This window comes from Dapis hubbardiae BLCC-M172 (genome assembly GCF_050016015.1).
In the GTDB taxonomy this organism is placed as follows: Bacteria; Cyanobacteriota; Cyanobacteriia; order Cyanobacteriales; family Microcoleaceae; genus Trichodesmium.
The window spans coordinates 45,859-71,726 of record NZ_JBNHEQ010000297.1; the positions used below are offsets into that span (position 1 = coordinate 45,859).

Annotated in this window: 20 protein-coding genes and 2 pseudogenes; 8 read left to right on the forward strand and 14 right to left on the reverse strand. The window is 40.3% G+C overall.

The features are described from left to right. Positions 1-348, forward strand: a 348-nt coding sequence (locus ACP6PK_RS27560; protein WP_426564462.1) for a hypothetical protein, incomplete at its 5' end; no start/stop codon positions are given. Positions 349-1,003: 655 nt separating this feature from the next. On the opposite strand, the gene ACP6PK_RS27565 is transcribed toward ACP6PK_RS27560, so the two are convergent. Continuing rightward, positions 1,004-3,904: a calcium-binding protein gene (locus tag ACP6PK_RS27565; RefSeq protein ID WP_426564464.1), complete on the reverse strand. Its 2,901-nt coding sequence runs from the start codon at positions 3,902-3,904 to the stop codon at positions 1,004-1,006. Positions 3,905-3,955: 51 nt separating this feature from the next. Then, positions 3,956-4,087 (reverse strand): annotated as a pseudogene (locus ACP6PK_RS27570) (hypothetical protein); the annotation flags it as partial. 913 nt (positions 4,088-5,000) lie between these two features. Between ACP6PK_RS27570 and ACP6PK_RS27575 the strand changes: the two are divergent. The 5 genes from ACP6PK_RS27575 (at position 5,001) to ACP6PK_RS27595 (ending at position 11,295) form a co-directional block, all read left to right on the forward strand. Beyond that, positions 5,001-5,162, forward strand: a complete 162-nt coding sequence (locus ACP6PK_RS27575; RefSeq protein WP_426564466.1) for a hypothetical protein — start codon at positions 5,001-5,003, stop codon at positions 5,160-5,162. Positions 5,163-5,377: 215 nt separating this feature from the next. After that, the gene (locus ACP6PK_RS27580) at positions 5,378-6,628 is read left to right on the forward strand and encodes a response regulator (RefSeq protein WP_426564468.1); all 1,251 of its coding nucleotides are present in this window, start codon (positions 5,378-5,380) and stop codon (positions 6,626-6,628) included. A 385-nt stretch (positions 6,629-7,013) separates the two neighbouring features. Then, positions 7,014-7,286 (forward strand): hypothetical protein, encoded by a 273-nt coding sequence (locus ACP6PK_RS27585; RefSeq protein ID WP_426564470.1) that lies wholly within the window; start codon positions 7,014-7,016, stop codon positions 7,284-7,286. A gap of 24 nt (positions 7,287-7,310) precedes the next feature. After that, on the forward strand, positions 7,311-8,468 hold the full coding sequence (locus tag ACP6PK_RS27590) for an ABC transporter substrate-binding protein (RefSeq protein WP_426564472.1): 1,158 nt from the start codon (positions 7,311-7,313) through the stop codon (positions 8,466-8,468). Positions 8,469-8,574: 106 nt separating this feature from the next. Further along, positions 8,575-11,295, forward strand: a complete 2,721-nt coding sequence (locus ACP6PK_RS27595) for an ATP-binding protein (RefSeq protein ID WP_426564474.1) — start codon at positions 8,575-8,577, stop codon at positions 11,293-11,295. A gap of 525 nt (positions 11,296-11,820) precedes the next feature. Here ACP6PK_RS27595 and ACP6PK_RS27600 read toward each other — a convergent pair. From ACP6PK_RS27600 to ACP6PK_RS27635, 8 genes are all read right to left on the reverse strand, one after another. Further along, entirely contained in the window at positions 11,821-13,161 is a 1,341-nt protein-coding gene (locus ACP6PK_RS27600) for an NAD(P)/FAD-dependent oxidoreductase (protein ID WP_426564476.1), read from the reverse strand. Between the two features lie 1,226 nt (positions 13,162-14,387). Continuing rightward, positions 14,388-15,671 carry a DUF3611 family protein gene (locus ACP6PK_RS27605; protein ID WP_426564478.1) on the reverse strand — a complete coding sequence of 428 codons (1,284 nt, stop codon included), beginning with the start codon at positions 15,669-15,671 and terminating at the stop codon, positions 14,388-14,390. 51 nt (positions 15,672-15,722) lie between these two features. Beyond that, the gene (locus ACP6PK_RS27610) at positions 15,723-16,355 is read right to left on the reverse strand and encodes a hypothetical protein (RefSeq protein WP_426564480.1); all 633 of its coding nucleotides are present in this window, start codon (positions 16,353-16,355) and stop codon (positions 15,723-15,725) included. Between the two features lie 9 nt (positions 16,356-16,364). Further along, the gene (locus tag ACP6PK_RS27615) at positions 16,365-16,832 is read right to left on the reverse strand and encodes a hypothetical protein (RefSeq protein ID WP_426564482.1); all 468 of its coding nucleotides are present in this window, start codon (positions 16,830-16,832) and stop codon (positions 16,365-16,367) included. 77 nt (positions 16,833-16,909) lie between these two features. Beyond that, a complete protein-coding gene (locus ACP6PK_RS27620) occupies positions 16,910-17,065 on the reverse strand; it encodes a hypothetical protein (protein WP_426564484.1) in 156 nt (51 codons plus the stop codon). Continuing rightward, entirely contained in the window at positions 17,062-17,853 is a 792-nt protein-coding gene (locus ACP6PK_RS27625; protein WP_426564486.1) for an AAA family ATPase, read from the reverse strand. Before ACP6PK_RS27625 ends, ACP6PK_RS27620 begins: the two co-directional genes overlap by 4 nt. Positions 17,854-17,915: 62 nt before the next feature. Continuing rightward, positions 17,916-19,031 carry a hypothetical protein gene (locus ACP6PK_RS27630; protein ID WP_426564488.1) on the reverse strand — a complete coding sequence of 372 codons (1,116 nt, stop codon included), beginning with the start codon at positions 19,029-19,031 and terminating at the stop codon, positions 17,916-17,918. Between the two features lie 12 nt (positions 19,032-19,043). Beyond that, positions 19,044-20,024, reverse strand: a complete 981-nt coding sequence (locus tag ACP6PK_RS27635) for a caspase family protein (RefSeq protein ID WP_426564490.1) — start codon at positions 20,022-20,024, stop codon at positions 19,044-19,046. Positions 20,025-20,513: 489 nt separating this feature from the next. On the opposite strand from ACP6PK_RS27635, the gene ACP6PK_RS27640 reads away from it, so the two are divergent. Next, positions 20,514-20,654: a hypothetical protein gene (locus ACP6PK_RS27640; RefSeq protein WP_426564492.1), complete on the forward strand. Its 141-nt coding sequence runs from the start codon at positions 20,514-20,516 to the stop codon at positions 20,652-20,654. A gap of 471 nt (positions 20,655-21,125) precedes the next feature. Here ACP6PK_RS27640 and ACP6PK_RS27645 read toward each other — a convergent pair whose 3' ends face one another. Then, a complete protein-coding gene (locus ACP6PK_RS27645) occupies positions 21,126-22,184 on the reverse strand; it encodes a WG repeat-containing protein (protein WP_426564494.1) in 1,059 nt (352 codons plus the stop codon). Between the two features lie 669 nt (positions 22,185-22,853). Between ACP6PK_RS27645 and ACP6PK_RS27650 the strand changes: the two genes are divergently transcribed. Next, on the forward strand, positions 22,854-23,267 hold the full coding sequence (locus ACP6PK_RS27650; RefSeq protein WP_094673272.1) for a hypothetical protein: 414 nt from the start codon (positions 22,854-22,856) through the stop codon (positions 23,265-23,267). A 262-nt stretch (positions 23,268-23,529) separates the two neighbouring features. On the opposite strand, the gene ACP6PK_RS27655 is transcribed toward ACP6PK_RS27650, so the two are convergent. From ACP6PK_RS27655 to ACP6PK_RS27665, 3 genes and pseudogenes are all read right to left on the reverse strand, one after another. Continuing rightward, positions 23,530-24,942, reverse strand: a complete 1,413-nt coding sequence (locus tag ACP6PK_RS27655) for a (Fe-S)-binding protein (protein WP_426564496.1) — start codon at positions 24,940-24,942, stop codon at positions 23,530-23,532. A 197-nt stretch (positions 24,943-25,139) separates the two neighbouring features. Further along, positions 25,140-25,514, reverse strand: a pseudogene (locus ACP6PK_RS27660) (4-Cys prefix domain-containing protein); the annotation flags it as partial. Positions 25,515-25,589: 75 nt separating this feature from the next. Continuing rightward, on the reverse strand, positions 25,590-25,781 hold the full coding sequence (locus ACP6PK_RS27665) for a hypothetical protein (RefSeq protein ID WP_426564498.1): 192 nt from the start codon (positions 25,779-25,781) through the stop codon (positions 25,590-25,592). Between the last annotated feature and the right edge of the window lie 87 nt (positions 25,782-25,868).

The window sequence follows — 25,868 nt, forward strand, 5'->3', positions numbered from 1 at the left end:
ATCGTGCTGATATCAAAGATTTTGCTAAACCCGCCCCATTACATTATGATTACCCGCACCAATTTCAATTTCGGGGCGAGTTTATTTAACCAGGGTGTAGGGGCGGGTTTTGAGGATAACATTGTGCTGATATCAAAGATTTTGCTAAACCCGCCCCATTACATTATGATTACCCACACCAATTTCGGGGCGGGTTTATTTAACCAGGGTGTAGGGGCGGGTTTTGAGGATAACATCGTGCTGATATCAAAGATTTTGCTAAACCCGCCCCATTACATTATGATTACCCACACCAATTTCGGGGCGGGTTTATTGAATTTCTGTAGTTTTGTCAATGTTTCTGGCTGAACCCGCCCCTACTTCGCGATCGCCTCCGTTTAATTAGGTATAAAAAAATGTGCCATCTGAGTGCCATTGCCCAGTATTTCTAGAACTCCCCATCTCTTATATCAAATCCGGATAATTACTCAGGACTTAGGCAGAACCGCCATATCTAGTAAGGGCGAATGCCATTCGCCCCTACATATGGCATATAATTCCATATTTTGCGTAAGTCCTGTTACTATAGCCTGCGTCCGCAGCGACTGGAACGGAGTGGAAGGTTTGTGGAGCATTCCGGAACGGATAGCAATCTCAGGAGTCCCACGAGATTGCTTCCTATCGTCGCAATGACGAGTGTTCAATCGGATTCTATATCACATCACGCCCAAGATATTAAAAAGTGACTTTTGCTTTGCCCGTAGCACTATATTGCTGCAGTCGAAAGCAGATGAATCTAGTTGTTAGATTCACCTGCTATCAAGATTAATAATTCTGACTAATATAAAGTTTGAGTTAGAACTTAGAACAAAGGGTAGTGGTGTAGAAGTAGTGATATCCAAAACAAAGTCAAGTAGTCAAGGGAATATGATTTATTAAAAACTAAGAATTTAAGGTACTTTCTGTTAAGAGTTAAGTGTTCCTTATTCCCTACGTCGCTCCCTATATCACTTGATTTAGAGGATTACCCGACCAGATCAACATGACTGTTAAGATTAAAGCCAGATTCATTTTCGAGAATGGCAATAACTTTGTCGTCACCATTAGCTAATTTAGCTGACAATTGACCTTCTGAAAAGCTCAAATCACTCCGACTGCTAAAACCATAGTAAAACCTATTAATGCGAATCCGATCTCCTTCAGAAGCAGTGAAGTCAAGAATCTTGTCAACACCACTATTTGCATCAAAAATGTGGGTGAAATCAAATATATCAGCACCTTTACCACCAATTAAAATATCACTGTCTTCAAAGCCTTGCAGATAATCGTTACCATCTCCTCCTAGGAGCAGATCGTCCTGCCACCCACCTCGGAGAGTATCGTTGCCTCCAGCGCCATACAGGTAATCATTACCACCAAGACCTCGCATTAATTGATTGCCAGAGTTGCCGATGAGAACATCATCACTACCTTCTGAACCGTCATTGTCTGTTTGTGAACCCAAAATCTCAATTTGTTTTAAGGCATCTCCTACTTGATTTTCAGAGATATTTTCTAGAATGGCAAGATCCCGATCGCCAAGAGTAATAGTGAGAGCATTATTAGTTTCTGAATGGGTAAAGTTTAAGCCTAAGGAAGGATCGGAGTTATCACTAATAGCATCCAAATTCTTTTTCCATATCTCAATCTTATCTCCTTCAGCAGGAGTGAAGTCCAGGATGCGGTCGGGAGAAAAGTTGGTTCCATATTGATTGAGACTAAAAGTATCAGCACCAGTACCACCAATTGCAGTGTCACCTTGTTGAGAGGTAATGATGCTATCGCCACCATCTCCTCCTAGTACAACATCCCTACCTCCAAATAATGCGATGTTATCGTTGCCTGCATGACCATAGACATACTGACTACCAGCTGAGTCGCCGATCTTACTGCTGGTTTCCTCATTGTTGATGACAATTGTGTTGTTTTCTTCTCCAATAAACTCAATTTCTTTTAAGGCATCTACCACTTGATTTTTAGAGATATTTTGTAGGATAGCAGCCTGCTCACCGGCAATAGAAATAGTAAGGGTATTATCAGTATCAGAATGAGTGGCATCAAAGTTTACAGATGAATTGTTGTCGTAATATTCTTTAACATCAATCTGAATATTATCGTCAGAAGGTGTGAAGTCTGTAATTGTATTTTGTCCACCAGAGAGCCTGAAAGTATCTTGACCACCATTACCAGTTAAAGTATCGTTCCCTTTTCCACTAACTAAGACGTTAGCATGACCATCTCCAGAGAGAGTGTCATTATTGGAAGTACCAAGAATACGACGTTCCACAGTCAATCCTCCTGTATTGAGGCTGCTGATCCCTGATGATCCCGAAGTCTGATACTGAAAATTATTGACAATATTGGTAACTTGATTATTGGAGATATTTTCCAAGACCGCAACAGTTGTATCTGCACTCCCATTGGAATTTAATAACGTGAGATTGTTATTCGAATAATTAAAAGACAGATTGTTGGAAAGCTCTACAGGGATTATTAGCCTATCTTCCACAGCAAAATCCTTGATAATATCACCTTCACCAACATAAAAGGTATCAGCACCTGCACCACCTGTTAAGATATCAGTTCCTAGGCGACCGATGAGGATGTTAGCGTCACCATCTCCTTTGATATTGTCATCATAGTCACTACCAGTAACATTCTCAATGCTAATCAATGTGTCTTGAGTACCAAACCCATCATTACTTGCTTTGCCCTGAGAGAGATCGACAGTGGCACCCGTTCCCTGATTATTATCTTGGTAAGAAACAAAGTCTAAACCGTCGCCCCCATTCAGAGTATCTGCTCCTTTACCTCCAAGCAATACATCATTACCCGCGTAACCAAATAGCTGATCGTTACCATCCGCGTGTGGTGTGAAGTTTAGCGTACTCCCAGACTTGTCTACTGTTTCTTTGGAAGTGTAACCATAAATGTGGTCGTCAAAGTTACTACCGTAACGGTAGTTGGCACTGTTATCACCCTCGACAGATAGAGGCCCAATGGCACCTAGAACTAAAAATGGGTTTTCCATCTCACCGATTTGTGCTTGGATTTCTGCACTGAATTCATTTGCAGTTATAATATTGCTTGTTGCACCGCTGCTGTTTAGACCCTGAGACACCCCATTTTTATCTAGAATTAGAGCATTATTTAAGAGAGTTTCTCGAATTGATGTTACATACTGAGTTGGTAAAGCTGTATCTCCAGGGAAAATATCTCCAGCTTTGGCAAAATTCAAAGTGGCAAATATGTCAGTACCACCTCCTTGATCGTACGAAAAACTTAAAAAGTTTTGGGTATTTGTCGCATCTGAAATGAAAACATTGGGGTCTTCACCCTTACTACTGTCGTAGTTTAGGGGAATTATCACTACATCTTCTAAAGGATTGAAGTCCTTAACCGTAGCGTATTCTCCTGAAGGCGGTGCCTCAACATAGCCATCAACTCCCGAATTTATCCCTTCATAAATAATGGGAGTAATTTCTTTCATTGCGGTTATAAGACCTTTGCTCAGGTCGCCGACAACAGGGATCATACTGAAACCAAGATCGGTTATATCAGTGGCAATTCCGTTGGCAAATCCTTCAGCATCAAGAGTGCCTGGAGTTACAGTTTTACTTGTGTCACCAAGGAAGAATGTGTCTTTGTCTGCTCCGCCATATATGATGTCACTGTTGCCTGCCGATAATTTACCAGTAAAGATTACATCATTACCCGCACCCCCAACTAGAGAATCAGTACCGTTTCCACCTTGAAGTACATCATTGTCGGCACCTCCAAGGAGAGTATCGTTTCCAGCTCCTCCAAAGAGAGCATCATTTCCCGGACCTCCTTCAAGATGATCTGCTCCAGCTCCCCTGTTATGGGACTTACTATTATTCTGCACAAACTTATAGCCATTATCACTGTCTGGATCTGTAGTTTCACTACCACCATAGAGATAGTCATCACCCCCCCCTCCATAAAGAGTATCGGACTCCTGTTTTCCAACAAGTGTATCATTTCCACCTTGACCCTGGAGTATGTCTTTGTAATCAAAGTATGTAGTGACAAATGACCATGTGGGTATTTGCCAATGTTCATTAGAGCCTGTTTTTCCTTCAAGCTTATCGTTACCATCAGTCCCAGTTGTTGTTCTTGGTCAGAAATCCCAATCAGCCATTATTTTATCCTCAATTAGATTATTTATTGCTTTGAGAAAATGTTGTTCTCTTTCCGTTGTTGATATCATTATCACTCAAGTTATCGGAAAACACAATACAGAAAAAGTTATTTTTAGTTATGAATTTTTAACCTGAATAAAACTGAACTTTTTTGAGATTAATTTGGACAATAAATCTAGTATTACCAAAATATAAATCTGTTTATAATCAAGGCTATACCTGATATACACAGATTATTTAGTAACTCAAAATTGATTTATATAATTATTTATGACTAAGTATTTTGGCGTAGATATACAACAAATGTCATAGAATTTTATTCAGAAAAGTTCAGTTTTGGTAAGGTAAAGTTCAGTTTTATTCAGGTAATCTTCCTACATAAACTATTCTCATCTTTGATCAAGGTAATATTATGTCCGGATAATCAGTTTTATTCAGGTAATCTTCCTACGCAGACTATTGTCATCTTTGATTAAGATATAGCAATCCTAAATAGGTAGTGATAAATTAAAAAGTAGATAAAAAACTTGAAACTATTGCCAGTTAAGAGTTAAGTGTTCCCTATTCCCTACAGCGGTTTTCATATGAATAAACCACAATGATACTAACTCCTAACTGCTAACTCCTGACTCTGTACGGACGTTGCATGCAACGTCCCTACCTCCTGACTCCTGACTCCTGACTCCTAATAATGAGTTTAGTGGTCTACTCAACTGAAAAGCGCTGTAAAAAGCAGTAAGATTTTTGCCACGAATAAAATAGGATTGCTATAACACCTGCAAAATAAAAATATAGCAATCCTATTTCAGTTGTAAGATTTTGGTTGTACGGGCAATTCGAGTTGGCGTTAGGGTTAGCGTTAGCGAAGCTCCTCTGCAAGAGGCAGCTCCTCTGCAAGAGGCAGCTCCTCTGCAAGAAGCAGCTCCTCTGCAAGAGGCAGTTCCTCTGCAAGAGGCAGTTCCTCTGCAAGAGGCAGCATGACCTAGGAAATCGCCCCTACAGGAGTCAGAATTTTCAAGGTTTTCAGCTCAAATTAACTATCATAAAAATTCTCACAAACAATTTAGGATTGCCAGATGTCATATTTGACTATATCTTTATGAACCAGAACCATGATAAGATTAGTTTGGCCTGTTTGTCCACAAAATTATGATGGACAGAAAGAGTTATTTAATTTACCCTCTAAATCTTTTCCAATGTCAGACCAGAAAACATTACTTGATTTTGCAGATAATTTAGTTAAAGGCTATACAGGCTCAGTGTTGAGTGAAGCAGAAGGTCTTATTTTGATGGAAGCCTTAAACGTTAGTGCTAAAAAGAAGACCTATGGCCAGATTGCAGCATCAATAGGCTACTCTGGCGGGTATATCAAAGTGGTGGCTGCTCAACTGTGGAAATTATTGTCGAAAGTTATTGGTCAAAAGGTCAAGAAAGCTAATGTTCGCACAATATTGCAATCGCAGCTTAAGTCTAAATCCTTAGAGCTTTCAACGCAGTTTAAAAGCTTGGCTGAAGAAACAGCAATCTCAAAGCTAGATCGACAGCAAGTTACTCCTGAAGTTATCCTCCCTGTACCTACCAACTATGACGGCAAGGAAATGAAGGACGATCAATCTAGAATGGCCAGCATTCTTGTAGTGGACGATCAGCCCCACAATGTAGCTCTACTAACCGACATCCTGGAAGAGGATGAGTTTGAAGTCTGGCAAGCTACCAGTGGTGTAGAAGCTTTGGAAATGGCAAGGAAGATACTGCCAGATTTAATTCTGCTCGATATTAATATGCCAGATATGAATGGTTATCTTGTCTGTCAGCACCTTAAAGCGGATCGAGAAACTACAGCCATTCCGATTATTTTTATCAGTGCCTTAGATGGGTCTTGGGATAAAGTCAAAGGTTTTTCTGTGGGTGGGAGTGACTACATCACTAAACCCTTCAATACATTAGAAGCGATCGTTCGTATTGAGAATCAACTGCAAATTCGCCAGATACAAGAGAAAATGCTTGGAATTGAGGAGCAAGGTCAGGCAACTCCTCACCAGACTATTGCTTCAGAGTCAAAGCAGATTCTGATGGTGGATGATGAACTCAAAAATTTAGCCCTATTGACTGATGTATTGGAAGAAGAAGGGTATGAAGTCTGGCAAGCAGATAGTGGCTCGGAGGCATTAAGAATTGCTGAGATGATATTGCCGGATCTGATTTTGCTAGATATTAAGATGCCAGATATAAACGGCTATGATGTTTGTCAACAACTGAAGGCAGATGCCAAGACCAAACTTATCCCTATGATTTTCGTGAGTGCTGTGGATCAAACCTGGGATAAAGTGAAAGCATTTTCTGTAGGTGGTAGTGATTATGTGGCTAAACCCATTGATATGCTTGAATTGATGGTTCGGATTAGATCTCAATTGCAAATTTGGGGCTATTCAATAATTAATAATTAACAATTAATAATTAATAATTACCTCGTTACACCCCACAAACTAGCAAAAAACTATTATGGCTAAACACGGGCTTTGTAAACGATCATGTCAGAATTTCAAGCCAGAGACTTTAGTCGGAGGTACTGATAACTGATAACTGAAATGACCTATTTACTTAACTTACTGCGCTTTTGAGTTGGGTAGACCACTAAACTCATTGTTAGGAGTTAGGAGTTAGGAGTTAGTATCATTGTGGTTTATTCATATGAAAACCGCTGTAATTACCAAATATACACATGACTTACGCAAAGGCTCTATATATAGTGCCTATTAGACTTTTTCAGCAAACCCTAATTACTAAATATACAATTAATTTTACTTAATCACTTAAAAATTAGACTTAACAATGAAAAGACGAGATGTATTGCGTTTAGGAACATCAGCAGCATTAGGATGGAGTGCAACTTACGCACTCAAAGCTTGTAGTCGGTTTTCCTCTTCTTCATCTGTTAAATTATCCCTTGAAGAGACTCGCGGTTTAGAATCAGCAAGCGTCATCGGAACCGATGCTTACCACTTTCTCAAAGATGTAGGTAAAACATTTTCCGGCATGACTATACGATTGATTACAGAAGATGTACCCAGTGCCCAAGTTGCTTGGAAATTAGTTCAAGAATAATTTATTCCCCTAACAGGAATCAAAGTGCAATGGGAGCTATTACCCCTCGAACGTGTCTTGGGACGGATCGAGCAAGACATTGCCAGAGAAACCGGAATCTATGACATCATGTATTGCGATCGAGATTGGGTCGGTCGTTTTGCTAATATTGCGGTCAAACCCAGATATTTGCTAGAGAACACTGACTTACAATATCCCAACTACAATTTTGAGGATTTTTTCCCTTCTTTGGTTGCTAATATGTCTTCCTATAAAGGACAGTTGGTAGCAATCCCCTATGACATCCCCATCTTTATCATGTTCTACCGCCAAGATATTTTTGAAGAATTGGGGTTGTCCGTCCCGACAACAATGACAGAATATTTAGCAACAGCGCAAATTATTAACGAAGCAAAAAAACCTCAAGTTTATGGAACAGCAGGACAGTGGAAGGTAGGGCATAACAGCTTGCTTTGCAATATGACCGCTTGGCTATGGTCTCATGGGGGGTCGTTTTATCATGGGGATGGAACGCCAGCTATTAACGACGAGCGGGCGATCGCGGGAATGGAATATTTACTAGCTCAACGACAATATGCTCCTCCCGAAGCATTAACCTGGGATTGGTATGGGGAAGCAGAAGCCTTTCGCCAAGGTCGGGTAGCTATGTTAATCTCTTGGGCAGATTGGTTTCCATGGTTTGAAGCATCGCCGATGTCTCAAGTGTCAGGACGAGTCGCAACTGTCCGATGTCCCCAAGAAATTGCCCTGCGTTCTTACCGCGAATGTGCTTTTGGGGAAGTTCCGGGCATCAGCCATTGTGGAGGCAGCAGTTTGTTACTATCTCGTTATAGCAAGCAACAAGAAGCAGCATGGGTGTTTCTGCAATGGCTCACAAGCGCAGACACGATGACCAGGGTAGCAATATTGAGCAACACCAACGGCGTTCGTCGCAGCACCTATAGAGATCCTCGATTGAGAGTTGGGTTTGGAGCGCAACCAAATGTTGTTAAGTATTTCGATGTGACTCTAGATGCTATTGAAAATCTTATGGGAGTGGAACCTCACCTTCCTAATTGGATCGAACTTGGTTTCAATCGCTTTCCTGTGGAACTTGGAAAATTAATGACTAATCAACAGAGCATTAAAACTACTTTGGACAACATGGCACAAGCGGCCGCCCAAGTAGCACAAACCCTATAATAGACTTATTGCAAAAGTTTTAATTAAATCAATGTAAGACATGAAATAAACAATTTTCTCCCCCCTATTCCCTATTCCCTATTCCCTATTCCCTATTCCCTGACTAATGAAACTTATCCCTCGAAATATTCGTCCTCTAAAATACTTCTTCAAGAATTACAGCTTACGCTATCAACTGTTAGGCTTATTTTGCTTCATTTCTCTAACTCCTCTTGCCGGCTTTGTTTGGTGGAATCACCAAAGCACGCGAAGGGCTTTGATTAAATCGGCTAATCAATCCCTCAATGCTGCTGCTTCTCAAACTGTAGCAAACATTGATGCGTTCGTTAGTGCCAATTTAATGGCAATTGTTACCGAAGCGCAACAAGAAAGTCTTGCCTCCTATTTAAAAACTGCACCAAGCACTTCTCCAGCCCTGAAAGAACAAGCCCTCAACACGCTAAATACCTTGATTGCCAAAGATAAAATCTTTTTAGTGTCTTGGGCTCTTCTTGATACCAATGGGCAGAATCTGCTTGATACCCACTTTCCTCAGATCGGACAAGATGAGTCAGAGCGCGACTACTTCCAAGTTACTCTAGTAACAGGAGAACCTTTTGTATCCAACTTAGAATTTTCTGAACTTGATGGCAAGCCTTACTTGTACTTCAGTCAGTCAGTCCGCGATCGCGAGACTGGAAAAGTCGTTGGAGTGTTACGCAGTCAGTACAGCGCAACCAAACTCCAACATATCGTGTTGGAAAATAATAATTTAGCTGGTTCTTTTTCCTTTGCCATTCTGCTGGACGATCGAAATTTACGCTTGGCACAAGGATATAGAGATGATGGGAACCTACCGGAAGAAGTTCTATTCCAATTTCTCGCTCCTCCAAAAGCCGATACTATTCAGGAGTTACAGGCAATTTATCGCTTGCCGGCTTCCATCCCTACCGATAACGCAACTAAACTTACCAAATTTGATGAATTTGCTGCAAATTTTAGCCCCGATCGCCCCTACTTTGATACTATTCTTTCTGAAGAAAAGAAAAGAAAATATGCTGGAGCGCTCGAATCTACCCAAACCATCTCTTGGAAGGTCGCTTATTTGCGACCGAAATCTGTTTTTCTCCAACCCATCAAAATTCAAACCCGAAATAACCTCCTCCTTGCTTTTGGAACGACAATTGCAGCAATTGGCGTGGGATTTGGCATGGCACATGTTATTTCTTCTCCCATTGGCAGCTTGACAATGATTGCCAGGCAAGTTGCCGATGGTAATTTAAACGCTCGTGCAGACATCGGATATGGCAATGAAATTGGCGAATTGGCTCGTACTTTTAATACCATGACCCACCAACTTAAGGAGTCTATCGAATTACTGGAACAACGAGTACAAGAGCGAACAGCTGAACTAGAAGAGCGAACTGTCGAGCTGAGATGTGCCAAAGAAAAAGCAGAAGTGGCTAACCAAGCTAAGAGCGAATTCCTCGCCAATATGAGTCACGAGTTACGCACCCCCCTCAATGGCATTCTCGGTTATGCCCAGGTATTGAAGCGATCGCCCGCTTTACCCGAAAAAGAAAAAGAGCAAGTCGAAATTATGCACAAATGTGGCAACCATTTGCTGGGCATGATTAATGACATCTTGGATTTAGCCAAGATTGAAGCGGGCAAACTCGACCTGATTCCGAAATCAATTCATCTAGCCTCCTGTTTACAGGGGGTCGTGGAAGCCTGCCGAGTTCGTGCAGCCCAAAAAGGTTTGGAGTTTGTCTATCAGGTTGAATCAGGATTACCCGAAGGGGTTGAAGTGGATGAACAGAGACTACGGCAGGTATTATTCAACTTGTTAGGCAATGCCATTAAATTTACCGATCGCGGCACAGTTACCTTGCAAGTATGGGCTGCTGCTGCCCTTGATTCAGATCGTCGTCGCCTGAGATTTGTGGTGAGTGACACTGGAGTAGGCATTGCCCCAGCCGATCTCAAACGGCTGTTTGAGGCTTTTATGCAAGTAGGCGATCGCCGAAAGCAGTCGGAAGGTACAGGGTTAGGCTTGGCCATTAGTCATCGGATTGTGCAATTGATGGGGTCCGACATTGAAGTACAAAGTGAAGTTGGTAAAGGCAGTCAATTTAGCTTTGAGATCGTTGTGCCCTTAGCCTCTGAGTGGGAGATGCCGCCAACCAACCTGCACAACCACACCATTGTTGGCTACACCGGAGAGAGACAGCGACTGTTGTTAGTAGATGATCGTTGGGAAAATCGCAGCGTTTTAGTGAATCTGTTGGGTCCTATTGGCTTTGAAATGGTCGAAGCGGAGGATGGTCAACAAGCACTGGAAAAGCTGCAAGAGCAGCCCTTTGATTTAGTGATTACGGATTTGGCTATGCCAGTGATGGATGGGTTTGAACTACTACGGCAGGTGCAGCAGTGCCCAAAGCTGCAACCTCAAAAAATTATTGTGTCTTCTGCTTATGTGTCTAAGCAAGACCAAGAACTCGCCCTGAAGGCCGGAGCGAATGCCTTCCTGCCGAAACCTATTAATGCTGAAAAACTGTTCAAGCTTTTAGCGGACGAGCTAGACCTAGAGTGGGAATATGCTGAGAATGATCTGCTTGAAGGAACCACCTCTGAGGCAGAGGTAGCGATAACAATACCGCCCCTAGAACAACTGCGAGTAGTGTATGAAGCTGCTGAAGCCGGAGACTTTCGTCGCGTTCGCCGACAGTTGGAAGGGTTAATGGCAGAGGAAGCAGAATATGAAGCATTTGTGTCACCGCTGTTGGCACTAGCAAAAAAGCTCAAAACCAACGAGATTAAGACAATACTAGCTCAGTATGTGTAGACGAAATAGCTGACGTAGCCATGATAGATAGCGCTATAGTGACTGATATCATGTCCGTTTGAGTAGTTATATCATGTCCGGTAGCATCGGTCTTGTATAGGGAAGGTAAGGAAGAAGGAAGAAGGAAGAAAGAAGAAGGAAAAACCTTACTAATGGTAGCTCTTTCCCCAACTTTTACACGCTCCGATACCAACGGACATGATATTATACTTTTGAGGAAGGAAGGCAGAGGGCAGCTATGCTGGAGGCAGAAGGGTTTCTTCCAATTATGAATTAATTTTATAGAAGCCATTTGGTATCTCCAGAAAATAGGTCATCAGGGGAAGTAATTGATAAGAAATGGGTAATAATTGATTTGATGATTGGATTTGAGGAGATATCTAATACACCCCATCTCCCCATCTCCCCATTTCCCCATCTCCCCATCTACTTTTAAAGCGATCGCCACTTTCCCATATTAGGAGAATGGCGATCGCTCAATTTAGCTCGATCTGTTCAATTAAGCTTCAACAGATGATTCACCTGTCACTCATGGAGTGGAGTATAGCGAGCTTGGCATTCTTCATAAGTAGGTGTTTTTGTTGCCTTTTCAGTAATTAGACGAGCGCCACCTTGACCAGTAAAGTAACTCCATGCCCACTGAATCATTACAATTAGTTGGTTATCAAATTCAATCATATAGTAGATATGAATAAATAACCAAGAAAACCAAGCTAGAGGTCCAGAGAAACGAATGGCTTTATACTGTACAACTGCTTGGTGACGACCGATAACAGCCAAACTACCATAGTCAATATAGTGGAATGGTTTTAAAGTCTGACCTTTCAACCGCTTTCTAATTAGCTTGGCGACATAAACTCCTTCCTGCATTGCTGCTGGAGCAACTCCAGGTACTGGGGAGTCTCCTTGATGAGAGAAGTTAGCTAAGTCTCCAATCACAAAAATGTCAGGATGACCAGGTATTGTCAGGTCTTCATTTACGAAAACGCGACCTGCACGGTCTAATTCTGCACCTGTGCGATTAGATATTGCTTCAGACACTGCTGATGCTTTAACTCCTGCACCCCACAATATGGTATGAGCTGGAATGTCTTTTGTTGTTTCTCCAGAACGAACAGTGACTACATCGTTTTCGATATTAGTCACCCGTGTTTTGGTCATCACTGTGACGCCCAACTTCTCCAGCTCTATTCTTGCTTTTTCTGACAAAGCAGGTTTGAAAGAAGGTAAAATTCTCTCTCCACTTTGGATCAGATGAATTTGAGCTTCGGTAGTATTAATGGAACGGTATTCTTCTTTTAATTTAGTGTGAGCTAATTCTGCTAAAGCACCTGCTAATTCAACACCTGTTGGACCTGCGCCAACTATCGCAAAGGTTAATAGTGCTTTCCGTTTTTCTGAGTCCGATTCTTTTTCTGCAGCTTCAAAAGAGGCGAAGATTCTTCGACGCATTTCTAGTGCGTCTTCTACTGTTTTTAGTCCGGGAGCTTTTTCTGACCAATCATTTCCAAAATAGTTATGGCTAACACCAGTAGCTATAACTAACGTATCGTAATCTAATTCTTGATCGCGTAAAATGAGTTTTTTCTGTTCGGGATCGACATCCACGACTTCACCCATAATAACGTGAGTATTTTTCTGTTCAGCAACTACACCGCGAAGAGGAGAAGCAATATCTCCAGGGGAAAGACTTCCTGTAGCTACTTGATAAAGTAATGGCTGAAATAGATGGAAATTTCTTTTGTCAACCAAGGTTACTTTTACAGGTGCTTTCCCAAGCTGTTTGGCAGCTTCTAATCCTGCAAACCCACCTCCAACGATGACAACATGATGAGGAGATTGATGTTTTTCCTGGTTTAGACTCATAGTTATTTCCCCTTTTCAACTGAGTAATTGCTATTGCTAATATAATGGTTTTTTTTAGCCATTAATGGTCGTTATTTTCCGACCTTGACTTTAAGGTATCACAATTTTTTCAAGGGTTTTAGTATCAACTGTTACAATTGTTAATTTAAAATAAAGCTTACATAACTATTGACAAAAATAGAGGTTTTGTATATAATTTTAAACACAAAATTTAATTAAATTGATTTAAAATCAAAATATTTTTTTATTTCAAAAACATTCTTATTTCCAGATAAAATGTTAAAATATGAGTACCAATAAAGGTTTGTTATGTTGATAACTTGCAAGTTAAATGTACAATAGCTGTAGTGGGGAATTTAAAAATCAAAAGTGCAATAACTGTAGGTTTGGTTAAGGAACCGAAGCCCAACCAATTAGGGTTTGCTGAAAAAGTCTTTTTTAATGAGTGGGGGAGTCGGGTCGGGACTTTAGATGCAACGTTCGTAGGAGAGTAATTTTTTTGCCCAATTCTTGCCCAAATAGAAACAGCTTTGCTTGAATATATTCAACATTCACAACAACTATTAGTAAATTAGAATCAATAACAACATTCACAGGACTTACGCAAAATATGGAATTATACGCCATCTGTAGGGGTGAATGGCATTCTCCCTGACTAGATATAGCGCTTGGTGCGTAAGTCCTGATTCATTCTTGGAAAAATCAGCGATCGCAAAAACTGCTGTAACTATTGTCGAATAAATAAATCAAAATCTATAAAAGGAAAAATTAGCGCTCGCGAACACTGCTGTAACTATTGTCCAATAGATAAATAAAAATCAATCAAAAGAAAAATCAGCTCTCGCGAAAACTATTGTAACTATTGTCCAATAGATAAATCAAAATCTATAAAAGGAAAAATCAGCGATCGCGAAAACTGTTGTAACTATTGTCCAATAGATAAATCAAAATCTATAAAAGGAAAAATCAGCCCTCGCTCTCGCGGAACGGATGTTCTATCGCTACTTTTTCCAAGTTGAGCCAAAACCTAATAACTATTTTGAGACTACAATAGCTAAAAAACAGGCACTTTTTTCGACTAAAAATTCTGAAACCTTTATATATCAATGTTTTTATAATTAATCAGCCAGCCCTAACTATTGTCCAATAGATGAATAAAACATCAATCTAAGAAAAATCAGCGATAGCTACTTTTATGCAACAAAACCATTGAGAGATTTAAAACCTCAACTGAGACGTTCAAAACGTCTATGATACTTGGGATAATTAAGAACCTCCATACGGCGTTGACGCAGGAGATAATTGCCTGGTTGTCGGAGCAGCCAAACCAAAGCATTTCCAGTAATTGCTCCGTATATGACCCCGATAATAGCCCCAATAATAGCCCTGCTCGTAGGATCGTTCACAACCCTAAAGAAAGCATCGTTCATAGCAAAGCCTAAAGTCAAGCCCAAAATAGTTGCAACTATCCACCAGCCAGTATGGAAAAGTTGTGTTCTGAGTACCAACCATTGGGCAAGTCCCATAACAGATCCAATAACAGCCCCACTTACAGTATTGTTCACAGCATCGTTTACCACGCTGAACAAAGCCAAGCCTAAAGCCCAGCCCAAAACAGTTGCCAGTATCCACCAGTCAGCCTGGAAAAGTTGCTTTCTAAGCAGCAACCACTGCGCTAATCCGGTATAAGCCCCGATAACAACCCCGATAACAGCAAAGATAACAATCCTGATAACAACCCCGGTAACAGCATTGCTCATAGCAAAGCCTACAGGTAAAGCTACAACACCAGTCACAGTCAAACCCACAGCAGTTGCCAATACCAACTGAAACCAAAGCCCCCATCCTACTTGTTGTGAAGATTTGCGACGGAGTTGCTTGCTTAGCTTTTCCGGCATTCGCACTGCAAGTCGCTTACGACCCGTCATAAACTCCTGAAAAATGTAGTCCCGCAGAGGATGATCCGCAGGTGCCTCTTTAGAAAGCAAGTGGAGAAGTGGTTGTGCCAACTTGGAGACAACATCGCTGTGCTGCCGAGCAATTGGAAATTGCCATCTTCCCACGATACCTTGCTCATCGGGTTCTGCCACCAGGAAATTTCTCAGCAGTTGACGAACCTCATCTTCCTGTTGGCGAGGCAAGTCGTAAATCAGCCACGCTCGCAACCAGTCTGGCATATAACCATATCGAAACCAAGGCAAACGAGCTATATCGGTGAGCCGACAAGCCTGAAGCAGGGAACTGCCATCATCAGTCTTGAGCTTATTACCCAGGTCAACTGTGAGATTCCAATGTAGTTCGGGAAATACAGCACAAGCACTCAGCCAATAGTAACCAGCTTTACCCAGATAGCGTCTGAGAGATTCTAGGACATCAGCCACCAGCCTTGGCTCAGGTGGATCTCGCTCTATCCAGCGTCGCCCTCTGACTCTCAATGCTTCCGGAAAAGGTGCCCTACTTTTCTCTGAAGGCACATAAGGTGATTTTCCATATTCAATGCTGCGTATCAAATCAATCAACCCATCATTCGTAGCGGGTAGGACAATAAACTCTCGCGATAATTATAGTTCCTGATATCCCCAGTGTTCCGAAGGTTTGGGAGTCAATATAGCCCGCTCAGACCAACTCGAAAAGAAATCAAGCCAGGGTTCGGGTTCGCCAATTAGGGAACTAAAAAAACTGTCTGCATCGGAGAATACGACCAGTCGATGTTGGCCGTACTTCACCGCAATTTCCCGTAGCTTAGAAGGAGGTTCTTTTCCTGTCATCGGAAAGCAAACACGGGGGTCGCCATCAAAATAGTAACCTGCGATTAAGACTTCGTTGTGGGAGAGTTGAGCAATCATTTCCTTGACAAATCTCGCCTGGTGGTCGCCGTAATTTGCCCGGTCGATGAGAACGAGGTATTCAGGGAGAATCTGATGGTAGCCGTACACTGGCGCAAACCAACCTCCTCCCCGCACAGTTTTTTCTACGGTCTTGTCAACATCAAGTTCATTGGATGGAACCCGAATACGTCGCCTAAAACCTTGAGCAATGCGCAAGAACAAAACGCTGGGAAACAGTTCCTCATCGAAGCCAGAGATAGAAACTCGCTGAATTTCTGGCTGTCGCCTGGTCGCACGACGCTTGAGGTATAGACGCGCACGCCAATACCACCAGAATCTCCAAGCTAAAGAGGTAAACAGGGTCACAAGTATTAATCATAATAGTATAGTCTGCCATTCTTGAGGAAAAACTATATCGTTACCGTTTGGAGGTGGAGATGATGTAGGGCTATCATTAATGTTTGGAGGTGAGGATGGTGTATGGCTACCATTAACGTTTGCAGGTGGAGATAGCAATTGCTGGATCGGGGAATAGGTTAGAACAATGGCAACGAGGATAGCAATCGCCAATAGTACCCACCGTAGCCGTCGCCATTGCCGCTCAATCTTTTTCAACTCCTGTTTAACTGCCTCAGCCTTTTTATCTTCTTGAATAGCCTCGTCAACAGCAAAACCCATGCGTTCAATCCATTGGTAAAACCGTAGCTGGAAATCCTTTTGTTCTGCTGGGGAACTGCATAGCAAGGGACTGAGAAGGCTTCTCAGCCTCTGGGGTTCCTCTAGCTCCTCTCCTTTTGCACTCAGGGCAACTATCAGTTCTTGAGCAACAATATATTGCGACACGCCGATATTGTAATTGTGTTCTCTGCGCAGCTCATCAATGAACTAAATCAACTTTTCTGGTTCTAGCCATCCTGGGCTTACTTTTGGCGACTGTCTACCCATTGCTTCACTATCTCCTTAGCTTTATCTTGATCCTCAGCAGTTTTTATCAAATTACTCAGAGTTCGCAGAGCTAACTCAGACTTAACAAGCGGGTTATCTGTACCATCTGAAATTTCTTGGAGCCCTATCATCCAACCCAAAAGTTCAGCAGTCGCCGGTTTTTTGCGCAAGCCGCTCTTGCGTAGCTTAAAGAAAATATCCAGAGCATCCTGGAGAAATTCACTGCTACCAGAAATTCACTGCTACCAGCAGAGTACAAACCTAACCTATTGGTAACAATATCCGCAAGACGCTCTTTTTGTGGAAAAGGAATATTGTAGTAAACACAACGCCGCAAAAATGCGTCCGGAAGGTCTTTCTCGGAATTACTGGTGATTACCACTATAGGTTGTAACTCAGGATTAGCTTGAATCTCGACGTTGCCTAGTTCTGGCACCCGAAAGTACAGATGCTCCAATTCGTTCAGGATATCATTAGGAAAATCGCGGGTTGCCTTGTCTACTTCGTCAATGAGAACAATAGAGCGTCTTTTACCAGGATGAATAAAATCTGGAGGAACAAAATTCTTAATTTCAGACTGCTCTCCAGTCAGCAAGATGGCTATACCCAAAGCGTTGTATGTCAGATAGTCCAGAGGGCTTTTGCCTACTATACCACTCTGGGCATCTTGAAATTGCCTCAAGGGGTCATAGTTGTAAAATAAATCGCGGGCAGTGCTGGTAGATTTGGTTTCAAACTTAAGTGGCTCGTCAAAACCTAATTCCCAGGCTAGACTATAAGCGAACAAGGTCTTGCCAGTACCAGGTTCTCCAGTCAGTAATAAGGGTTGACCCAAGAGCAAAGCAACATTGCAGGCATCACGAAGACCAGGATCTGCCAAATAATTTTCTGGCTTCATAAATTGGGCACGCCGTGACACAGGCAGAGGTGCTGGTGTGTCGCGTCGCTTCCGTTTTCCGTCACCAAAGTAAAATGGGAAATTCATGGCAGTTCCCTCCTGGCAGTATAATCATCTGAAGTAACAGCGTAATCCACCAAAATAGCTGACAACTTACGGGCTAATTGATCTAGAGGAATTCTTTTAGGTTTATCTTTTGATTGATATTGATTAAATATAGCTTGAATTTCGCTTTTTGTATCTTTGACAAAAGCCAAATTATCAGGGAAATGTTTTCTCTCTACTACGTCTACCCATTCTGCTGCTTCTTGCTCAGTAATCCCTTCTAATTTTGGTAAAACTACGCCATAAAAATTATTAAACTGAGAAAAATTGCTTTCTGAAAGTTTGTTGAGTTTCTTATTTAATTCGGAATCTTCACTGCCTAGAAATAGAACCTTAAATCTCTCTAACATCCCACTATCTTGTTTATAGTCACTAACAATAAATAAAAACACAAATAGGTGCTGGTTAGGAGAAATGAACGGCCAATTTTCCCAAAAATCCAGAAAGCTATTAATTACTGGCCAAGCAGATTTTAGCCAATGTTCACAATACATATATGTAGAGATAATAACTGGCACTGGTGATTCAGCTAAAACGTGATTTATTTCCTTGTTTAATTCAGTTATTTTTTCCCCAACTATAGTATCAGCTAGATTATATTGAAGTTGATCCTGAAAGTTTTTTAAAGTTTCAGGAAATCGCACATGATAAATGGTCATCTCAGGCTCTTGAAATTTTTTGGGTAAAAAATCCACTCTAAGACGTTCTAGAAACATATCCTGAGACTGTTGCTTGTCACCATGAATAAGACAAACTAATAGTTTGTCAACCTTATTGTTTAGCTTTTCAACAGCTTTTAAAAGTGCTAATTCATGCTGAATTCGATCGATAAGATAAGGTGCCATAAAAAGACTTTTTGATACCTTACTAAGGTCTGCCTGAGTCTCTAATATTCGTCCTAGTTGCTCACGCAGATTAACTAACTTTTCTTCCTGCTCTTTCTTATTTTTTCTTTTAGCTGAAGGAATGTCTTGATATTCGGGATACCAAGATATGTCTTCATTAATTAGATTTAAGTTTTTTTTAACTTCAGCTATTTGTTGGTGAATAGATTTAATCTTTTCCCGATAAGATGGAAAATAATCGCTCATCATTTCAAGATTTTTTTAACCTTTAATTCCTAGTTTCTGTTCCAACTTGTTTATTTCCGCCTCTATCCGACGTTTATTTTTAACAAGTCCTAGTGGAATATCAGTAAATTCAACAAATTCAGTCATGCGTTCTTCAATCAGCAGCAAATTTTCACGATAGTTAACCAACATCTGTCGCCAGGTAGCTACCTGTTCAACATCTAACCCTGGTGTAATAGATGGAATATTAGTTGCCCATTTTGGCAACGGACGCGGACTTTTCTCCCCTCCAGTATACCAGGCTAAAGCAAAGTTATCCTCTAAATTACTGACCTTAATGATGGGATGCTGTTTGTCATCTGTGCGTTCCGGAACCTTGCGTCCTACCCACATAGTAAGATCCAACACACGAGCATAGCCGTCTTGTTCAAATGTGCCATAACCAGCCAAAGCTTCCAACAATGCTGCTGTAAAGACATTGTATGGCTTTCCCGTCCAAGATACTTCATCCTTACGAGAAGAGGCAAGTACAACCCTACCATTACCGCTGCCCAACTCAGCGATCGCCGATGGTGGCAGAGGTGATTTAATCATTCCCTTAGCTTCTGCTTGTCCGCCAGCATGGCAGCAATCTAGAAGTACCAATAATTTCTTAGCTTTAATAGCTCGCAGATGCTCGCTGAAGGTTTCGCCACGAATCGCGGTACCCTCCAAATTTGCCAGATTATAACCATAAGGCATCAAATAATAATCCGGTGTTTCCATTCCATGACCGGAGAAATAAACGATCGCTGTGTCATCTTCTCCCGTCGTCTCAGCTAACCAACTCAAGGCAGATAGGATATTAGTACGATCTGCTTTTTCTTCTGTTAGTAAACGCACCTGCTCAGTAGGGTAGGCACAACGAGATAAATCGCCCAACAGATTCGCAACGGCAGTAGCATCATCAATTGTGACAGGTAAATCAGCACCTACTCCCACAACAACAGCGTATCCTTGTCTGAAAGTTTGGGACATAATTATCCTCTCTATCAAGATTGAAAATACAACTTAATCATAGCATTTGCCATTATTACAAGGCAGAAGGCAGAAGGGTTAGAGAGGAGTTTGAACAATATACTTTTGATAACCAGATTTTGTATTACCGAATAATTAATTATTAATTATTAATAATTAAATAATTAGGGCTTGCTGATTAAATCTCAAAGTATTTACAGATAAAGGTTTTAGCCTTTTTAGGTCGGTAAAAAGTACGCCTGTTTCAGCTCTTAATGCACGGTTCCCGAAAAATCAAAAAGTTAGTATTTTCGCTGCTGAGTATAGCAAAAAAATTACTGCTCCCCTACTCCCCTACTCCCCTACTCCCCTACTCTCTAAAAAAGACTTTTTCAGCAAACCCTAATTATGGTTTAAAGCCTCCCCTTGGATAGCAGGGCTGTTTCAGGCGTCAAATAAATAATCAATATTTGGGGAATTGGGGGCACTTAATCCGAAATTTGGGGAAAAATGCGCGAAAAATGGGGAATTTTTCGGGGTGGAGGGAGGGAAAAGCTCCCGAATAATATCGGTAAAATCAACGTAATTTCTGAAAAATCAATTGCTACACCAAAATTATTGCTTGATAAATTTGAGGAAAATCCAGGCTAAAGGGTGGAAAATTCTCCCCTGCTCCCCTGGAGCCTTAACCAAGAATGAAACAGCCCTCCCCTTGGATAGGGAAAAAAAAGCGGTCGTTTAGCGTTCCGCACAACTTCGTTAACGGCTGTCGCCGACATGTTTGCGGAGCATTCCGTCAGGAAATGCGAAGCATTCCGTAGGATGGGATGGCGTTTGCTAACGCAAAGCTCCGAAGTGCGCGTTTGCGGAGCATGACCTAGGAAAGCGTCCCGGAGGGAAAGGTCTCCCGCTCTTGCAGAGCCGCTCCGCTTTTTCCTTCGGAATGCTAGCGCAAACATGTCGCTCCGCTTTTCATGTCGGCTCTTAGGCGAAAACGCCATATCCAATCGACCAATAGAAGAAATCATATTTCCTGATCTTCAATTCCCGTAAGGTTTTAACCAGAGGTAATTATCAAGTATCCATTATAAATTATCAATTAATGAATCCTTCTTCCTTCCCTCAATTATTTACATTCCAGACAAACCTACCAATTTTATCTATGTAACCCTTTTTGTCCTCTACCCATGCCTCTGCAATACCATTAGAAAAGGCAAAAGCATTATCAAACTCAGGCTCAATAACCATCTCATTGGCAGCATTAATATAGCCATATTTGTCATCTATCCTGACTTCTGCTAGACCTTCGGAAAAATTGCCTGCAAAATCATACTCCGGTTGAATAACTCTCTTGCCTGAAACATCTATATAGCCATACTTATCATCAATTTTAACTGCTGCTAAACCCTCAGAAAAATCTTGAGTAAATTCAAACTTTGCTCTAATGACTTCTGTGCCATTTTTATCAATATACCCCCAGCGATCGCCAATTTGAATTCTCGCTAAACCATTAATAAAATCTCCAGCAAAATCATATTTGGTCTCAATGACTACTTCTCCACTCCGATCTATATATCCATATTCATAAGCAGCACCGACCCTTACAGCAGCTAACCCGTCAACAAAGAAACCCCGCCCTGTTTGTCCTCCATATTCTGGCTTAATTACTATTTTGCCAGTTTGATCGATATAACCCCACTTACCATCAATTGTTACTCGTGCTAACCCTTCAGAAAAATAGACCGCATCTTCAAACTGTGGTTGAATTACCATTTCTCCATTCTTGTTAATATAACCCCATCTTTCTCCAAGTTTTTTGACTGGTGCTAATCCTTGGGAAAAACGTAAAACAGAATCAAATTCTGGCTTAATAACTATTTCTCCTGTTTCATTAATATAACCCCATCTTTCTCCAATTTTTACTGCTGCTAATCCTTCTGAGAAATCTTTTACCCGATCAAATCTTGGTCGAATCAAGATTTTGCCCGTCTTATTGATATACCCATATTTTCCATTTTGCTCGATCGGAAATACTTGTCTTTGTTCTTTTTGTTTGATAGGAGATGCTGTGGATGTTGGCGATGGAGGTGGGTCAATTAATTCCTGAATTTCCTTAACAGCGTTACAGGATGTTAAACCTAAAATAGCTAGACTTATAAATAAAAATAGAGAGCGGTTCATTTTGTAAAATTTTCCTCCAGTTTCCAACTAACAAATTATCTCAGGACTTATACCGTTTCACGCAAGTCAAAAGTCAAAAGTCATACATCGAGTGCGTAATTCTGAGGTCCCCTACGGGGCGTATAGAGTACGGAAGTAATTCCGCACACAGCCCCTCCAGAATATAAGACGCACTCAAGACAGTCAAAAGTAAGATTTTATGGAATTACTGGACAATAAGCAACTCTTTCAGGAAAGTTGGACGTTATTTGTCAAAAGTTTTGATTGTATTGTCAAATGACAAATAGCTAATCTAAGGTCTTCAACTTGATCAAAACTTCATAAATCGGCGATCGCTGGCAATTTGTTGTAAATCTTAGTCTCAAACTTGCTCCAAGTATTTGCAACTGTATAAATATAATTGTAAATTATTAAGATTTTATAAAATTTACTTAAATCTACGGTTGTGTAAATTTATAACTGAAGATTACTTGATAGCAACTCTTAAATACAAGACTAATACTCTCATGAAAACTTTTGTCTTCTGAAGAGTTTGGATTTTCTCCTAAGCTAAATAAAAATTGATATTAGTGATATAGATCACATCAATTTTGTCTTTAATAATGTAAAAATAAATTAACAATTTAAAATTACTTGATACCAACTCTTAGATAAAAGGCTAATACCCCCGTGAAAACTTTTAATAAATTACTTTTAACTACTGTTGGAACTGCTCTTGTTACCTTATCCGTAGGAACAGCAGAAGTAGCTCAAGCCAAATTTAAGTCTATTGAAGCTAATTCAGAAGCTCATACTTTCTCTGAATTTAATAATAGAATGTCTGAAGGGTTAGGATTTTCTCCTAAGCAAAGTAAAACTTATCATATTAGTGCTGCCGATCGCAGCAATTTTGTCTTTAACAATAATATAAGTACATCAACTATTACTTTAGCCTCGGAACCATCAAGTATCAATAACAGATTGAATTTTAGAATTGATACAAACACAATTGTTAATGGCTTTTTGATATTTAATTGTTTGATATTAATGGCACTTTGTGTGTTGGAGGTATTGTTCATTGTTGATGAAGACTTTTCAAATTGATGCAAATAAATGGATGGGTTTTGAAGTCTCATGTTTAAGCTAATTTATAACAAGTAGTTTCAATACTTTTTTCTCGTAACATAGGTTTGATGGTTAACATTTATCTGAAAGAAAAGGAAAGCGATCGCTTTCCTTTTCTTTATACTTAGGTAGCATTTACTATTTTCGGTAGTCCTGCATAGTAATGGTGAAAATATACATTTTTTTTCCCACACTCCTCACACTTCCTACACTCCCTATACCATTACTATGCACCAGCATCCTATTTTCTTTGTAACTTCACTCCCCGAATGGAATAATCTAATAATTCCATTGGGTGCATTAAAGTCATTTTCTTGCCTTGTAATTCTAAATGCTTTTTAATTTGCAAAGAACATCCAGGATTAGGAGAAGCAATTAATTCGGCACCAGTATTTAATAAATTTTCAGCTTTTTGTTGCCCTAACTCATCAGCTATTTCAGGTTGCAACATATTATAAATTCCGGCACTTCCACAACACAAAGCTGCATCTATGGGTTCGCGCAACTTCACTCCAGGAATTTGTTGTAATAATTTTCTGGGTTCTAAACTAATTTTTTGACCGTGCAATAAATGACAAGCATCTTGATAAACTATATTCAATTCTTCATCCTCAGTTAAAGAAGAAAGTTTAGATGTTAATCCTACATTTGCTAAAAATTCTTGCACATCTTTAACTTGATTAGAAAATTCTTTTGCCTTCTCACAATATTCAGAATCATCTTGCAAAATATGACCGTATTCTTTTAGAGTATGACCACAACCAGCAGCATTAATAATAACTGCATCAACTCCAGTATTAGCAAAACTATCTATCATTTGTTTTGCCATAGTATGAGCTTGTTCTGTTTGTCCTTGATGTTCTGGCAATGCAGCACAACAACCTTGACTTTTAGGAATAACAACTTCACAACCATTGGCAGTTAAAACTCGAATTGTTGCCATATTAACGGGGGAGAAAAATATTCTTTGAACACAACCTAAAATTAAACCAACTCGATAACGTTTTTCTCCCTGAGCAGGAACAATAGTAGGATAATTATTATCGAAAGAATCAACAGTAATTTCTGGAAGAATAGATTCCATTGCTGCTAATCTAGGAGAGATTTTTTCCAGCAATTTACTACCACGAATAAGTTTGCTAATTCCTAATTTTTGATAAACGAAGAGAGGGATAAGTAAAGGTCGTAATCTATTGGGATAAGGAAACAAATTAAAGATGAGATTACGAATTAATTTGTCAGGTAATGAACGGGGGATATTTCGTTCTACTTGTGGACGAGTTGCAGCGATTAATTTGTCATATTGAACTCCAGATGGGCAAGTAGTTACACAAGCAAGACAACCTAAACAAGTATCAAAATGTTGAGAAGTTGTTTGATTGAAAGATGCTTCTCCTTTGTTAATAGCATCCATAGCATAAATTCGGCCTCTAGGAGAATCCATTTCTTTACCTATTACTCGATAACTAGGACAAGTTGATAAACAAAATCCACAGTGAACGCAGGTATCAATTAATTCTTGATCGGGAGGATTTTGAGAGTCAAAACTAGGGTTATCTGCTAAGGAGTTTAAATGTGGATTTTGTTGTAAAAAGTTGCTATCTTTAGCTAGAATTTTGGGATTATTTTGGGTGTTTATGTCTTGTATTTGCATCTTTTATGTTAAAAGTTTTTCAAGCCTAAATTTAATATTATAGCAATCCTTTAATCTTTAGGGTAGAGATATTTAATCCCCCCTAACCCCCCTTGGAAAGGGGGGAACTTCAAAGTCCCGCTGTTAAAGGGGGATTTAGAGAGATTTAAAACTGTAATTTGACTTTCATTAAAAGCTCCCGACTCTTGTAACTCCTATTGTAAATTTTGCCCTTCGATAAATTATTGTACTAAATACTGTCGATTATTCTGGGTAAAATATGCCAAAAGTTCGGGGATTTGTGGATGTTTACCTAAACCATCTAAACGTTCAGCTTCTTGAGCAAATAATTCCGCAGCTTTTGATAAAGTTTTAGTTCCTTGTGCTTGAGGAAAAAATTGTTTAATGACGCAAAAAGGCTTGGAAGGTTTGTATTTATCGACTGCTTGAAAAGTTCTGCCGAAACCTCCTTGCCCGATAATTTTTATAGGCCAATAACGTTCGGCTAAAACTAATTTTTCACCACAGTATTGACAGAATATTGTGTCTGGTGGATTAAGTTTTAAACAGTCAGGATTTAAACATTGAGTCATTTTCAATTATCAGAGGGTAGGTTGGGTTGAGGGACGTTTGCGCAGCATTTCCAACGGAAAAACCAAACAATAATTTTAACATAATTTTGTTTCTGCTGGATTAGATTTTAAACAGTTATCAGAGTGTAGGTTGGGTTCAGGAACGTAGCTTGCTTCTCCGCAGGAGTAACCAAACAAAAATAATGCTTTCCAAGCTACATTTTTCGGTGTCTCACTTTTAACTTTTGACTTTTGAATTTTGACTTGAAAAGCTTTGTTGGGTTTCACTTCGTTCTACCCAACCTACTTTATTATTTCTCCCTACTCCCCTGCTCCTTTCTCCCCTGCTCCCTACTCCCCTACTCCCCTACTCCC